This window comes from Staphylococcus arlettae, from assembly GCF_002902345.1.
Classification (GTDB): domain Bacteria; phylum Bacillota; class Bacilli; order Staphylococcales; family Staphylococcaceae; genus Staphylococcus; species Staphylococcus arlettae.
In genome coordinates this window covers 237,802-251,220 of record NZ_PPQB01000005.1, presented here as the reverse complement: position 1 = coordinate 251,220, position 13,419 = coordinate 237,802, and the positions used below count along the sequence as shown (strand labels likewise).

The following is a 13,419-nucleotide window of genomic DNA, read 5'->3' as shown; positions in this document are numbered from 1 at the left end:
TTACTCCTCCTCTTTTATTGCTTCGAATGTTTGGATTGCATGTTGACTCATATGGTGTTCAGGGTTAATTGCAACTGCTTGCTTAAAATAACGTAATGCTACATCTATATCTTCAGTATCCATGTATGTTGCTAACCCTAAATTATATAATGCATCTACATGCTTATTGTCTAAACTCAATACGCGATTTAATTGTGTAATAGCTTGCTTAAACATTTCTAAATGACATAACACCAAGCCATATTGAAATTGAACTTCTACATCTCTAAGATCGTCTTTTTCTGCAGCAGTCATTAAAAAAGGCATAGCCTCTTTAAACGCTTCTAATTGGTTAAATGACATACCAATCATATAATTCGTATCAACCACGTCTACATCATATTTTAACGCAGTTTGATATAGTCGAATTGCTTCATTAAAACGACCTTCATTATAATATACATTAGCTAAATTATAATATACTGGACCATTTTCTGAATCAATTGTTAGTGCTTTTTGGAAAAAAGTTTCAGCATGTTCAACTTCTCCTGCTTCAGCAATTAAAATACCTGCATTAATATAATTTTCAATTTCTTCAGGCTGTGCTTCTATATTATCAAAAAGTGCTTGTAATGCTTTTTCAGTTTCACCATTTTTTATGAATTCATATACGTGTTCTTGTTCCATTGTTAGTCCTCTTTTCTTATCTTGTTATTTATAGCATACAAAAGCTTAAAACATTGGACAATGTGAAATATAAGTGGCTAACTAGTTCTAACTTTAGTTATAAAGTTTTTGTCTAATACCGTAAAGTTACTTAACTTAGGTCTATAAGTATATGTATAAAAAGCAAACAATCTACGCTTTAAGTCTAAATTGAATGCTTATTAAATATCAATTTAAAGTAAGTTAACTCTAACTTAAACTTACTATTGTTATGTCTATAAACTGTATTAATTTATATGACGTAACTTAATTGTCCAGAATTTTTGAAAACATCATCAATTGTAGCCCCGCCTAAACATACATCACCGTCATAAAACACAACTGCTTGCCCAGGAGTAATCGCTCTTACTGGTTGATCAAACGTAACACGAATTGAATTGTCATCTTCTTGTTGTACAAAAACTTGAGTATCTCGTTGTCTATATCTAAATTTCGCTGTACATGAAAAACCTTGTGCTAAATCCACTGGGTTAATAAATGAAAAGTCTGAAGCAATTAAATAATCACTGTACAATGCATTATGATCAAAACCTTGTTCGACATATAATACATTTTCATCAAGATTTTTACCTACTACAAACCAAGGATCACCGTCGCCACCAATACCTAAGCCATGACGTTGACCAATAGTATAATACATCAATCCTGCATGTGTTCCTTTGTTTTCACCGTTTAACGTACGCATTTCACCCGATTGTGCAGGCAAATATTGTGATAAAAATGATTTGAAATTGCGTTCACCAATGAAACATATACCTGTAGAATCTTTTTTCTTAGCTGTTGCAAGATCTTGTTCTTCTGCAATGCGACGCACTTCTTTTTTATCAATGCCACCAAGTGGGAACATAACATGTTGTAATTGATCTTGTGATAGTTGATTTAAGAAATAAGTTTGATCCTTATTATTATCAACACCACGTAACATTTCAACATGACCATCATCGAATCGTTGTACACGTGCATAATGACCTGTTGCTACATAATCTGCACCTAGTTTTAAAGCGTGTTCTAAAAAGGCTTTGAATTTTATTTCTTTGTTACACATTACATCAGGATTAGGCGTTCTTCCTTTTTTATATTCATCTAAGAAGTAAGTAAATACTTTATCCCAGTATTCTTGTTCAAAATTCACTGCATAGTAAGGAATTCCTATTTGATTACAAACAGCGATAACGTCATTGTAATCCTCTGTTGCTGTACAAACACCATTTTCATCAGTATCATCCCAATTTTTCATAAAAATACCGATTACATCATACCCTTGTTCTTTTAACAAATGTGCTGTTACAGAACTATCAACACCGCCTGACATACCTACTACTACTCGTACGCCTTCTTTATTCAATTTATACTTCCTCCTTAAATTTATGATAGATTTTGTGAATTTCCATCGTTATATATTTGATTTCTTGTTCAGTCGATAACTCATTAAAACTAAATCGTACTGAGTGTTTTGCTCTGTCATCATTCTCATACATCGCTGCCAACACATGAGATGGTGTTGTTGAACCGGCTGTACATGCTGAGCCAGATGATACATAAATACCCGATAGGTCAAGTAACGTTAACATAGTTTCAACATCTATAAATGGAAAATATAAGTTCACAATATGACCAGTAGAATCTGTCATAGAACCATTTATTTCGAATGGGACCGATCTTTCTTGTAAAGTTACAATAAACAAATTTTTCAAATTCATTAAGTGTACATTATTGTCATCTAAATTTGCATTAGCTAGCGTCAATGCCTCTGTTAAGCCAACAATTTGTGGTACATTTTCAGTGCCTGCACGACGTTTTGTTTCCTGTTCGCCACCTAATTGCCAATATGTTACCGGCGTATCTGCTTTTACATAAAGGACACCTGCACCTTTTGGTCCTCCAAATTTATGCGCTGTTATGCTTAATGCTGCGATATTAAAGTCTTGAATGTCAATTGGTAAATGTCCTACCGCTTGAACTGCATCTACATGAAGCAATGCGTTTGATTCAGCTACAATAGCATCAATATCATACATTGGTTGAACAGTACCAATTTCATTATTTACAAACATAATTGATACAAGCACCGTGTCCTCTCTCAGAGCTTCACGCAATTGTTGTAAATTAACTATGCCTTCAGTATCTACATCAAGATATGTTACTTCAAATCCTTCACGTTCTAACTGTTCAAACACATGGAGTACAGAATGATGTTCAATTTTTGAGGTAATAAGGTGTTTACCTTTATGTGCTTGCTGATAAGCGATGCCTTTGATTGCTGTATTATTTGATTCAGTTGCACCACTAGTAAAAATAATTTCGCTAGGTTTAACACCAAAAAACTTAGCTACTGTTCTACGCGATTCATCTAAATACTTTCTTGCGTCTCTTCCAATACTATGAATAGAAGAAGGGTTACCATAATGCGTCTCATAAATATCCATCATTTTAGTTATAACTTCTGGTTTAACTGGGGTAGTTGCAGCTGAGTCTGCATATACTTCCATGTTTTGACACTCCTCACAATTTTATCAATGTTCCCATGATAGCACCATATGATTAAATTTTCTAGTTGTCTGTTTGAAAGTTACCAAATGCATCAATATCTTTATAATCTTCTAATAAATTTTTGGTAGCTTCAATATTAAAATCTTCTTTTACTTCTAAATCTTTGTTCACTATTGTTTTATTTTCAATATGCCAATGCGTCGCTTGAAACTCGGAGATGATCGCAGCATCATGACTGACAATAAACACTTGTCCATTAAAGCTTTCAATCATTGACATTATTAATTTTTGTGTACGTATATCAAAATAATTTGTCGGTTCATCTAAGATTAATAGATGTGGGCTAGCAAAATAAAGTAATACAAATTGTAAACGGCTTTTTTCACCCATCGATAAATGTTTGATTGGCTGTAGTATCTGATCAGTAGTAAATTGGAATGCGCTTAATATTGTTTGTGCATGACTATTCGTCATACCTTCCAACTTCATAACCAAGTCTTTAGGTGATAAATTATCTGCTAAATTATCATGCTTTTGATCAAAACAAGCGATTTTCAATGAAGGTGAATGTTTTACAGTACCTGTTGTTGGTGCTCTCTTCCCAGTAATAATATCTACAAGTACTGATTTACCACTACCATTGTTACCTGTAACCAAGATATTTTCACCTTTCCTTATATTCAAATTAACTTGGTGGTACAGGCAAGTATTGTTAATGTCGTAACCCATTTGATCAAATTGTAGTAAATACTTATTTTGAAATGTATCGGTTTCTTGAAACTGATACTGTGTTACATCATGTTGATTAGGATTAACAATGTCTTGTTCATTTATTTTGTGTGTTAGTTGTGTTTCTTTTGCCTTGGCACGCTTCATCAATTTACTCAATTTCTTTTGTTCGTATGGATTTCGAACACTTGCTTTGGCTTTTGCACTCGCATGCCAACGTTGTACTTGATCCATAGATGACTTTAAATCATTGATTTCTTTTTGCGCCTTCTCAAATGCTTTAACTTGTGATTGTTGTTCTATTGCTTTAATTTGTTCATAGTTTTCATAATTACCTTCATACATTGTAGTTTTCTGTGAGGTAATTTCTATAATTTGACTTGCTACTAGATTAATAAATGACCTCAAATGTGATACTAATAAAATAGTTTGTTTAGATTCATTGATCATATTGGCTAATAAAGTAACCATATGGCTATCGAGATGATTCGTTGGTTCATCTAATAACAGACACGGCTTATTGGACATCAATGCACGAATAATAGCTATTTTTGTTTGCTGTCCCCCACTTAATTCTTTCACTTTTTTATCTAAATCAGAAGCTGACAATTGAAAAAGCTTAGCTTTAGTTAAAATGTCTTGCTCAAATTCATAACCTGATAAATCAATGAATTCACCAAGTGCATCTAAATCTTGAGTCATTTTTCGTTTTAAAGTTAATAGTGTTGCATCCACGCTCATGATATAATCTAGTGCATGCTCTTCACCATACATTGCTAAATTTTGGTGCATCAAATATGTGTCATCTGGATATTTATTGTGTATTGCAGTTAACAGTGTTGTTTTGCCAACACCATTGTCACCTATTAGTGCTACATGATTTCCTTGTTGTATTTGTATATCTACCGTTTCGATTAGTGTTTTCCCGTATAGTTCAAATGGTTTTTGAGCATAATAAAAAGACATTACACTTCTCCTCTTTTAACGCAAAGCTGTAATGTCTCTATTCGTTTGATAACGATATTTATTTAGTATTGCTACATACTTAAAAAGACAGAGACATCCCAACTAGCGCGATTTTTGTATAGATTTGTTGTTGTTTAAATTGCTTATGAGATTTATCCATTGTCTTAATAAGGCCACCTAACGTTTTAAATTTACTATATTATAGCAGTGAGCATAATTTTACGCAAGCAGAAGTTGGACTGATATACTGAGCAATACGAACATAATTAAAGGAGGAGACAACGAGCAATGCCTAATATAAAACTTTCAGCATTAAACTTGGTTCCTATAAGAGAAGGCCAAACAGATAAAGATGCTATCAGTGACATGGTATCACTAGCACAAAATTTAGAAGACTTAGGTTATGAACGCTATTGGATTGCAGAACATCATAATGCACCTAATTTAGTTAGTTCAGCAACAGCGTTACTAATACAACACACATTAGAACATACCAAACGTATCCGTGTAGGTTCTGGTGGTATTATGTTACCTAACCATGCACCACTAGTTGTCGCAGAACAATTTGGTACGATGGAAACTGTTTTCCCAGATCGTGTAGATTTAGGTTTAGGACGTGCACCTGGCACGGATATGATGACTGCAAGCGCATTAAGAAGAGACCAACATAATGGTGTTTATGAATTTCCAGAAGAAGTAGAACAGCTAGCTACTTATTTTGGACCAGGAAATAAACAAAGCTACGTTCGTGCTTACCCAGCTGTCGATAAAAATGTGCCACTATATATTCTAGGGTCATCAACAGATTCTGCACATCTAGCAGCGCGTAAAGGGTTACCTTATGTATTTGCCGGTCATTTTGCGCCTCAACAAATGCATGAAGCAATACAAATCTACAAAGAATTATTTGAACCATCAGAGTATTTAGCTGAACCTTATATGATTGTTTGCTTAAATGCAATTGTCGCAGAAACTGATGAACAAGCAGAATTTTTAGCTACTACACAAGCACAAGTCATGGTTAGTGTAACACGTGGAAGAATGCAACCGGTTCAACCTCCTACTGATGACTTACAAGGTATTTTAACACCTCGTGAATTTGAATTAGCTAAACAGCGTATGGAGCAATCTTTAGTTGGGTCTGAAGCAACTGTGCAAGCTAAATTAGAATCATTTATGCAAGAGCATGGTGACATTGATGAATTAATGGCTATAAGTTATGTTTACGACCAACAAGAACAACTCGCTTCCTATAAACGCTTAAATAATGTAATTTCTAAAGTAAACAACAGCAATTAAAATAACAAAAAAGCAATACCACGTAGGTATTGCTTTTTATTATTTCTCATCTTTATTATCGTTGTTATCTTCTTTATTGCCGCCAGTGAATTTATCGATTTGTTCACTCGCTTGTTGTGCTTTTTCGTTATCAACATTTTTTAGTTTATCAGATACGCTTTTAGCAGCATCTTTTGCTTTATTTAAGAAATTTTCAGCCATTTTTAATAGCCCCTTTCAATTTAATATAAGTTTATTTTTTTAATTTATCAATTGCTTCATTTGCTTTATTTTTAGCATTTTCCACTACTTCTTTTGCCTTGCCAGAAGTTTTATCTTCTTTTCCTTCATTTTCAAGGTCTTTATTATCTGTCACATTACCGACTGTTTCTTTGATGTTACCTTTGGCTTGTTCTACCTTGCTTTCATCAGCCATGTAATTACCTCCTTCATCGATACATGTTACAGTTATACCACTACATAGTATTATTAAACATAAAAATAATAATTTATTTGATTAGATATAAAACATGTAGCCATCTAAATTATTTGTTTCTTTATAATCTGCTAAATATTGCAACGTCGTATTATCTAAAACTTCTCTCACAGCATCTCTCATACGTATCCATAATTGCTTTTGGGCAGGTGGTTCAGATTCAATACTTTCTACAAATGTTATAGGACCTTCTAACAACCTTATAATATCACCAGCACTGATTTCTTCAGCAGGCACTCTTAGTTGGTAGCCACCTTTAGCACCACGTACACTTCTAATAAGGCCAGCATTTCTTAACGGGCCAACAAGTTGTTCTAAATATAAGTCACTTAAGTTATTTTCTTCAGCGATTGATTTTAAGGATACACATCCCTGTCCTTGCTTTTTAGCTAAAGATATCATTAATGTTAATCCATATCTTCCTTTTGTTGATATTTTCATTGTATAACCTCACTTAATTCGTCTACTTATTTATTCCCATTTTATCATTTTTTACGTTAATATAATATTAGAAAGGTGTGAATGATGTGACAAATGAACCATTAGCGGCTAGAATGCGTCCCAATAATATAGATGAAATCATCTCACAACAACATTTAGTAGGTTCTAGAGGGATAATTAGAAGAATGGTTGATACTAAACGTTTATCTTCCATGATTTTCTATGGCCCTCCAGGCATTGGTAAAACTAGTATAGCTAAAGCAATTGCTGGAAGTACACAGTATAAGTTCAGACAATTAAATGCAGTTTCCAATTCTAAAAAAGATATGCAAATGGTAGTTGAAGAAGCGAAAATGTCTGGTCAAGTCATTTTATTGTTGGATGAAATTCATAGATTAGACAAAACAAAGCAAGATTTTCTATTACCACATTTAGAAAATGGCAAAATAGTATTAATTGGTGCAACTACATCAAATCCATATCATGCGATTAATCCTGCTATTAGATCAAGAGCTCAAATTTTCGAACTTTATCCTTTAAACGAAGATGATATTCGTTTGGCATTAGAACGTGCACTAGATGATGAAATAAATGGATTAAAATCTTATGCGCCCACTATAGATGAAGATGCTTTGATATATTTTTCAACCCAGAGTCAAGGTGATGTGAGAAGCGCTTTAAACGCTTTAGAATTAGCAGTTTTAAGTTCAGAAACATCAGAACATGGACGACATATTACGTTACAAGATGCAAAAGATTGTCTTCAAAGAGGGGCATTTTTAAGTGATAAAGATGGTGATATGCACTACGATGTAATGAGTGCTTTCCAGAAATCTATTAGAGGTAGTGACGTTAATGCAGCTTTGCATTATCTCGCGCGACTTATTGAAGCTGGAGACTTACCAACAATAGCTAGACGTTTACTAGTTATTAGTTATGAAGATGTAGGCTTAGCGTCACCTAATGCAGGTCAACGTACATTAGCAGCAATTGAAGCAGCTGAAAGGCTAGGATTCCCTGAAGCACGAATTCCATTAAGCCAAGCAGTCATTGAATTATGCTTATCTCCAAAATCAAACTCAGGTATTACAGCAATTGACCATGCCCTTTCAGATATACGTAAAGGCTATGCAGGACAAGTTCCTAATCATTTAAAAGATGGTCATTATAGTGGAGCTAAAGAACTCGGTCGTGCAATTGGTTATAAATATCCACATAATTATGATAATGGTTTTGTTGCGCAGCAATATCTACCTGATAAATTAAAAAATAAAATATATTATGAACCCAAAACTACTTCCAAAAGTGAACAACAATTCAAACAAATCTTCGACAATATAACACAAAACCAACAAAAATAAACCTTCACTATACTGTGAAGGTTTATTTCTATTTATATTATTTTTCAAGTCCTATTAACAGCGACTTGTGCGACTCCTGCGGGAATAGCACTCGCCGAAGACTACAAGCTAAGACAGTGCCTACGTAAAGCGTACATAAAAACTGCCAACAAAGTCGAAAACTTTGTCGTTAAACTTTTGTCATATTAAGGCTTTTGTATAGTATTGGCAGTGACTTATGCCGACTCGCACTTGCCGAAGACTACAGGCTGAGGCAGTGCCCGCGGAAAGCGTGCATAAAAACTGCCAACAAAGTCGGAAATGATGACTAGCATTGAAAAAATCTTGATTTGAAGCACAGTTTCAATACAGTCAGCTACTACCAATATGAAATGAAGGTGGAACAAATCAATGTTATTCCACCTTCATATTTTTTAGCATTACAATAACAAAATCAACAGCAAAAAATTTGTAAGTGTATGTTTTGTACACTAAATAGCACCGAACCTGCTACTATTGTCCTTTATCTTTAATACGTGTCACAGGGATATCACTTAAAATATCATTAATGACATAACTTGCACAAATTAGGCCAACAACACTTGGTACAAATGCATTCGAAGACGGTGGCATTTGTCCTTTTCTAGTCGGTGCATTAGCATCACCAACAGTTTCTTTTACGTCTTCTCTAATAACGAGTGGACTTTCATCTGAAAATACTACTGGTACACCTTTTGTAATACCTAATTTTTTTAATTTTCTTCTAATGATTTTAGCGATAGGATCTGTATGTGTTTTAGAAATATCTTCAATTACAAAACGTGTAGGGTCAATTTTGTTAGCTGCACCCATGCTAGAAATCACTTTGATATTACGCTCTAAACATTCTTTCATCAAATGGACTTTATACATAATTGTGTCACTTGCATCAATAAAATAATCGATATCGTAATTTTCAAAAAGATCCTCATAAGTATCTTCTGTATAAAACATATGCAATGCTGTCACTTTACAATCAGGATTAATTAATTTAATGCGTTCTTCCATTAAGGAAACTTTACTTTGACCAATCGTTGTTGTTAAGGCATGTATTTGACGATTAACATTAGTAATATCGACATCATCTTTATCAATTAAAATGATATGTCCAATATTAGTACGAGCTAATGCTTCTGCTGCAAAAGTACCAACACCGCCGACCCCCAACACAACTACTGTTTGTTCTTTTAATAAATCTAAACCTTCTTGACCATATGCCAATTCATTTCTCGAAAATTGGTGCTTCATAATCAAACTCCTTATAAATTTAACTTTCTATCAAATATAATTATACATGAATTTTACATAGATTTTAATTTTTTATTCACAAAAAAATACGCAAGACCGAAGTCTTGCGTACCGATAGAGTCCGTTTATGTCGTAGTTATAATAGCTTGATCATTCGGCCTGCTAAATACAGGTGGGTGCCCTGTTTCTCATTTTGCAAGTCCTCCTAATTGAGGCGTGTGCGCTATGAGAAAACCTATTGGGCTCCCTGATCAAAGAGTGTTAGGCCCAAATTAAAAAGCAACTTACGAACACTACAGATGACTACCTTATAAGATAATAATAACACATAATTATATATTAGCAAGAATTAAAACTTATATAATTTATTAATGTCTAATTCTTAAAGATAATTCTTCTAATTGATTATCTGAAACTTCACTTGGTGCATCCGTTAATAAACATGTAGCTGAAGCTGTTTTAGGGAATGCAATTGTATCTCTAAGATTAGTTCTATTCGTTAATAACATAACTAAACGATCAAGTCCTAATGCGATACCGCCATGAGGTGGTGCACCGTATTTAAATGCGTCTAATAAGAAGCCAAACTGTTCTCTAGCTTGTTCTTCAGTAAATCCTAACACTTCAAACATTTTTGCTTGTAACTCACCATCATGAATTCTGATTGAGCCACCACCTAATTCATATCCATTAAGTACAATATCATATGCATTAGCTTGTACTTGTTCTGGAGAGTCAGATAATTTAGCAATATCTTCTTGTTTTGGTGATGTAAATGGATGATGTGCTGCAACATAACGTTTTGCATCTTCATCATATTCCAATAGTGGCCAATCAGTTACCCATAAGAAGTTTAATTTGGATTCGTCAATAAGTGATAATTCTTTCGCCAATTTCAAGCGTAAAGCACCTAAACTTTGAGCAACTACATTTGGTTTATCAGCTACGAAAAGTACTAAGTCACCTGCTTTTGCTCCAGTTAATGATTGTAAAGTAGCAATATGGCTATCTTCAAAGAAACGACCAATTGGACCGTTAACACCATCTTCTACAACTTTAACCCAAGCTAAACCTTTAGCACCGTAGATATTTACAAATTCTGTTAAACCATCAATATCTTTTCTTGTATATTGATCTGCCGCACCTTCTGCCACTATAGCTTTTACTTGTCCATTGTTATTTACAGCGTCTTTAAACACTTTAAAGTCCATATCATGTCCAAGTTGTGACACATCAATTAATTCCATACCAAAACGAGTGTCTGGTTTATCTGAACCAAAACGTGTCATCGCTTCATTATATGTCATACGTGGAAATTGTTCTGTTAATTCAATATCTTTAACATCTTTTACAACTTTTTTCAGCATATCTTCGCCCATTGCCATTACATCTTCTTGGTCTACAAAACTCATTTCAATATCGACCTGTGTAAATTCAGGCTGTCTGTCAGCACGTAAATCTTCATCACGGAAACATTTAACGATTTGATAATATTTGTCGAAGCCACTAATCATCAATAATTGTTTAAAAATTTGTGGTGATTGTGGTAAAGCATAAAATTCTCCTTCATGTACACGTGAAGGTACTAAGTAGTCACGTGCTCCTTCTGGTGTAGACTTTGTTAATACAGGTGTTTCTATATCATAAAAGCCGTCTTGATCTAAATACTGACGAATTGAACGTGTTGTTTGATGACGCATTTTAAATGTTTGCGCAAGTTCTTGTCGGCGTAAATCTAAATATCTATATTTCAAACGAATATTTTCATCAACATTTTGATTTTCTTCATTAATTGAAAATGGTGGTGTTTCAGCTTTATTAATAATGTTAATTTCTGAAACTTGTACTTCTACTTGTCCTGTTGCTATTTTAGGATTTACTGTATCAGGATCACGTTTTGTGACTACACCTGTTACTTCTACAACATATTCTGATCTAACGGATTCAGCTGTTGCTAAAGCTTCTTCTGAAAATGACGGGTTAAAGACGATTTGTACATAACCTTCTCTATCTCTTAAATCAATAAATATTAAGCCACCTAAGTCTCTACGGTTATGAACCCATCCTTTTAATGTTACTTCTTGGTCTAATAAATTTTCTGTTACTAATCCACAATATGTTGTTCTCTTACTCACTTTCATCTACTCCTTCTTTTTAAAATATGCGACAACTTCATCTAAATTAATTTTTTCTGTATTTCCTGTAGCCATATCTTTAATATCAATTTCATTATTTTCTAATTCTTGATCACCGATGACAATTGTATAATTTGCCTGTAGTCTATCCGCTTGTTTCATTTGGCCTTTCACTTTTCTGCTCAAATAATCTTTGTCAGCTTTCACACCATTATGACGAAGTTCATTTAACAATTTAACGGCATAGTTATCAGCTTCGTGACCCATCGTAACAATGAATAAATCAAAATCATCTTCAACATCCAACTCAATACCTTCATCTTCTAATGCTAATAATAAGCGTTCAATACTTAATGCAAAACCAATACCAGTATTATTTGGACCGCCTAATAATTCAAGTAAACCATTGTAACGTCCACCACCACAAAGTGTCGTTATTGCACCATCGTAATTCGGGTTATCAATCATTAATTCAAATGCAGTATGAGTGTAATAATCTAAACCTCTTACTAAGTTAGGATCTTCTTCATAACGAATATTTAAATTGTCTAAATGTTGTTTGACTTCATCATAATATTTAGTTGATTCAGCATTTAAAAATTCGGTAATACGGGGTGCAGTTTTTACCGCCTCTTTATCTTTATCGACTTTACAATCAAGAATACGCATTGGGTTAGTGTGTAAACGTGATTGACAATCTGAACAAAAGTCACCGATTACTGGTTCAAAATGTTTTACTAATGCTTCATTGTATTCTTTGCGTGAATCTGCATCACCGATACTATTAATAACTAATTTTAAATGTTTTAATCCAAATGATTGATATATATGCATAACCATAGCTAAAACTTCAGCGTCAATACTAGGATTTTCGGCACCAATTGCCTCAACGCCAAATTGTGTAAATTGGCGGTAACGTCCTTTTTGTTTGCGTTCATATCTGAACATAGGACCGTTATAATACAATTTTACAGGTTGGTTAGGATCACCTTGCATTTTATGTTCGATATAAGATCTTACCACCGCAGCGGTACCTTCAGGTCGTAAAGTAATACTGCGATCGCCTTTATCTAAAAAAGTATACATTTCTTTTTGTACAACATCAGTTGAATCGCCAACACCACGAGCAAATAATTCAGTACTTTCAAAAATAGGTGTACGAATTTCTTGATAATTATATAAAGTCATTAATTCATCTAATTTATTTTCAATATATCGCCATTGTTTAGTGTCTTCAGGAAGTATGTCCTGTGTACCTCTTGGAATATTTATCATATTATCTCTCCTTTTAACAATAAAAAAGCCCCTTGCATGATGAATTATCATACAAGGGACGATTGTGCCGTGTTGCCACCCTAATTGACTATAAAATATAAGTTATAGTCCACTTTAGACGAGTAACGTTCGTCAAACGGCTTTATTTTGTATAAAGCACCTGTTCTTGTGTTCATATAGCTTAAACGACTCAGTATAAATTTTCAGCCAAGATTTATATCTCTACACACATTTACGTGTTACCTTTTTGTTTAAGTATTTCAAGAATCATAACGGT

Annotated in this window: 12 protein-coding genes and 1 other RNA gene; 2 read left to right on the top strand and 11 right to left on the bottom strand. The window is 33.7% G+C overall.

From position 1 onward, the window contains the following. From CD036_RS01345 to sal, 4 genes are all read right to left on the bottom strand, one after another. Nucleotides 1–666 (bottom strand): tetratricopeptide repeat protein, encoded by a 666-nt coding sequence (locus tag CD036_RS01345; RefSeq protein WP_103387850.1) that lies wholly within the window; start codon nucleotides 664–666, stop codon nucleotides 1–3. Nucleotides 667–937: 271 nt separating this feature from the next. Continuing rightward, nucleotides 938–2,050 carry a tRNA 2-thiouridine(34) synthase MnmA gene (gene mnmA / locus CD036_RS01340; protein WP_103387849.1) on the bottom strand — a complete coding sequence of 371 codons (1,113 nt, stop codon included), beginning with the start codon at nucleotides 2,048–2,050 and terminating at the stop codon, nucleotides 938–940. 1 nt (nucleotide 2,051) lies between these two features. Continuing rightward, nucleotides 2,052–3,194 (bottom strand): cysteine desulfurase family protein, encoded by a 1,143-nt coding sequence (locus CD036_RS01335; RefSeq protein ID WP_103387848.1) that lies wholly within the window; start codon nucleotides 3,192–3,194, stop codon nucleotides 2,052–2,054. 61 nt (nucleotides 3,195–3,255) lie between these two features. Continuing rightward, nucleotides 3,256–4,890 carry a Sal family ABC-F type ribosomal protection protein gene (sal, locus tag CD036_RS01330; protein WP_002510460.1) on the bottom strand — a complete coding sequence of 545 codons (1,635 nt, stop codon included), beginning with the start codon at nucleotides 4,888–4,890 and terminating at the stop codon, nucleotides 3,256–3,258. 288 nt (nucleotides 4,891–5,178) lie between these two features. Here sal and CD036_RS01325 point away from each other — a divergent pair, with 288 nt between their 5' ends. Further along, entirely contained in the window at nucleotides 5,179–6,189 is a 1,011-nt protein-coding gene (locus CD036_RS01325; RefSeq protein WP_103387847.1) for an LLM class flavin-dependent oxidoreductase, read from the top strand. A gap of 39 nt (nucleotides 6,190–6,228) precedes the next feature. On the opposite strand, the gene CD036_RS13095 is transcribed toward CD036_RS01325, so the two are convergent. The 3 genes from CD036_RS13095 to cymR all read right to left on the bottom strand — a co-directional run bounded on the left by CD036_RS13095 (nucleotide 6,229) and on the right by cymR (nucleotide 7,105). After that, entirely contained in the window at nucleotides 6,229–6,390 is a 162-nt protein-coding gene (locus CD036_RS13095) for a hypothetical protein (protein WP_002510458.1), read from the bottom strand. Nucleotides 6,391–6,421: 31 nt separating this feature from the next. Then, nucleotides 6,422–6,604 (bottom strand): CsbD family protein, encoded by a 183-nt coding sequence (locus CD036_RS01320; RefSeq protein WP_002510457.1) that lies wholly within the window; start codon nucleotides 6,602–6,604, stop codon nucleotides 6,422–6,424. Nucleotides 6,605–6,685: 81 nt separating this feature from the next. Then, a complete protein-coding gene (gene cymR, locus CD036_RS01315; protein WP_002510456.1) occupies nucleotides 6,686–7,105 on the bottom strand; it encodes a cysteine metabolism transcriptional regulator CymR in 420 nt (139 codons plus the stop codon). 86 nt (nucleotides 7,106–7,191) lie between these two features. On the opposite strand from cymR, the gene CD036_RS01310 reads away from it, so the two are divergent. Further along, nucleotides 7,192–8,466, top strand: coding sequence for a replication-associated recombination protein A (locus CD036_RS01310; RefSeq protein WP_103387846.1), 1,275 nt, complete (start codon nucleotides 7,192–7,194; stop codon nucleotides 8,464–8,466). A 492-nt stretch (nucleotides 8,467–8,958) separates the two neighbouring features. On the opposite strand, the gene CD036_RS01305 is transcribed toward CD036_RS01310, so the two are convergent. From CD036_RS01305 to hisS, 4 genes are all read right to left on the bottom strand, one after another. Then, the gene (locus CD036_RS01305) at nucleotides 8,959–9,732 is read right to left on the bottom strand and encodes a tRNA threonylcarbamoyladenosine dehydratase (protein WP_002510454.1); all 774 of its coding nucleotides are present in this window, start codon (nucleotides 9,730–9,732) and stop codon (nucleotides 8,959–8,961) included. A gap of 114 nt (nucleotides 9,733–9,846) precedes the next feature. Beyond that, nucleotides 9,847–10,037: non-coding RNA, 6S RNA (ssrS, locus tag CD036_RS01300), on the bottom strand. Between the two features lie 63 nt (nucleotides 10,038–10,100). Next, nucleotides 10,101–11,867 (bottom strand): aspartate--tRNA ligase, encoded by a 1,767-nt coding sequence (gene aspS, locus CD036_RS01295; protein WP_103388012.1) that lies wholly within the window; start codon nucleotides 11,865–11,867, stop codon nucleotides 10,101–10,103. Between the two features lie 6 nt (nucleotides 11,868–11,873). Continuing rightward, a complete protein-coding gene (gene hisS / locus CD036_RS01290) occupies nucleotides 11,874–13,142 on the bottom strand; it encodes a histidine--tRNA ligase (RefSeq protein WP_002510452.1) in 1,269 nt (422 codons plus the stop codon). Between the last annotated feature and the right edge of the window lie 277 nt (nucleotides 13,143–13,419).

Bases quoted from the DNA above. Each gene is read 5' to 3' on its own strand.
- CD036_RS01345 (WP_103387850.1), bottom strand. From the start codon at position 666: ATGGAACAAGAACACGTATATGAATTCATAAAAAATGGTGAAACTGAA.
- CD036_RS01335 (WP_103387848.1), bottom strand. From the start codon at position 3,194: ATGGAAGTATATGCAGACTCAGCTGCAACTACCCCAGTTAAACCAGAA.
- sal (WP_002510460.1), bottom strand. From the start codon at position 4,890: ATGTCTTTTTATTATGCTCAAAAACCATTTGAACTATACGGGAAAACA.
- CD036_RS01325 (WP_103387847.1), top strand. From the start codon at position 5,179: ATGCCTAATATAAAACTTTCAGCATTAAACTTGGTTCCTATAAGAGAA.
- CD036_RS13095 (WP_002510458.1), bottom strand. From the start codon at position 6,390: ATGGCTGAAAATTTCTTAAATAAAGCAAAAGATGCTGCTAAAAGCGTA.
- CD036_RS01320 (WP_002510457.1), bottom strand. From the start codon at position 6,604: ATGGCTGATGAAAGCAAGGTAGAACAAGCCAAAGGTAACATCAAAGAA.
- cymR (WP_002510456.1), bottom strand. From the start codon at position 7,105: ATGAAAATATCAACAAAAGGAAGATATGGATTAACATTAATGATATCT.
- CD036_RS01305 (WP_002510454.1), bottom strand. From the start codon at position 9,732: ATGAAGCACCAATTTTCGAGAAATGAATTGGCATATGGTCAAGAAGGT.
- hisS (WP_002510452.1), bottom strand. From the start codon at position 13,142: ATGATAAATATTCCAAGAGGTACACAGGACATACTTCCTGAAGACACT.